This window comes from Dietzia sp. DQ12-76 (assembly GCF_014145045.1).
Lineage (GTDB): Bacteria > Actinomycetota > Actinomycetes > Mycobacteriales > Mycobacteriaceae > Dietzia.
Genome location: NZ_JAALDV010000277.1, coordinates 1 through 1093, shown reverse-complemented (window position 1 = coordinate 1093; position 1093 = coordinate 1). Strand labels below are relative to the sequence as shown.

The window sequence follows — 1093 nt, the reverse complement described above, 5'->3', positions numbered from 1 at the left end:
TGGGGGGAGCCACAGTCCCCACGCGGAGTGAACGTCGTCGGGCACCGGCCCGGCGGGGCTCTCCGGTCGACCGTCGGCGCGCTCGGAGGGCCCGTCGGTGCGTTCGGGTGGACGCCACGGCCCGCTGCCCGTCACCGCTGGCCCCACCCGTCGGCGAGGAGGCGTGCGGCGTGCAGCGCCCAGTAGGTCAGGACGATGTCCGCTCCGGCCCGACGGATGGAGGTCAACGACTCCATCACCGCCGGGTCGTGATCGATCCACCCCCGCTCGGCGGCGGCGGAGATCATCGCGTACTCCCCGGAGACCTGATAGGCGGCGACGGGGACGTCCGAGAGCTCGGCGGTCTGGCGCAGCACGTCGAGATAGCTCATCGCCGGCTTGACCATGACCATGTCGGCGCCCTCGTCCAGGTCCAGGCGGACCTCCCGCAGGGACTCGCGCAGGTTGGCGGGGTCCTGCTGATAGGTACGCCGGTCACCGCGCAGCGAGGATCCGACGGCCTCACGGAACGGCCCGTAGAACGCGCTCGCGTACTTGGCGCTGTACGCCAACACGGCCACGTCGTGGAAGCCCTCGCGGTCCAGCGCCTCGCGGATGGCGACGATCTGACCGTCCATCATCCCGCTCGGCCCCACCACATGGGCTCCCGCGGCGGCCTGCGCCACGGCGAGTTCGGCGTATGCGGCCAGGGTGGCGTCGTTGTCGACGACCTGTTCGCCCCGCGGATCGGTACCCAGGACGCCGCAGTGGCCGTGGTCGGTGAACTCGTCCAGGCAGGTGTCGGCCATCACCACGAGGTCGTCACCCACCTCCTCGCGGACGGCCGCCAGCGCCCGGTTGAGGATGCCGTCGGCCGCGGCGCCGCAGCTGCCGACGGCGTCCTTGTCCGCGTCGTGCGGAACCCCGAAGAGCATGATCCCGCCGAGTCCCGCCTCGGCGGCGGCGACGGCCTCGGCTCGCAGGGAGTCGACCGTGTGCTGAACGACCCCGGGCAGGGAGGAGATGGGCTTCGGCTCCGCGATCCCGTCGGCGACGAACGCCGGAAGGACCAGCTGCCTGGGGGCGAGCGTGGTCTCGGCGACGAGCCTGCGCA

The 1093-nt window shown here is 72.4% G+C and carries 1 protein-coding gene; it reads right to left on the bottom strand.

The window, feature by feature from the left end:
• Positions 1-131: 131 nt before the first annotated feature.
• Positions 132-1093 (bottom strand): porphobilinogen synthase (hemB, locus tag G6019_RS10135; protein WP_182627510.1); only part of this gene is annotated, 962 nt, incomplete at its 5' end.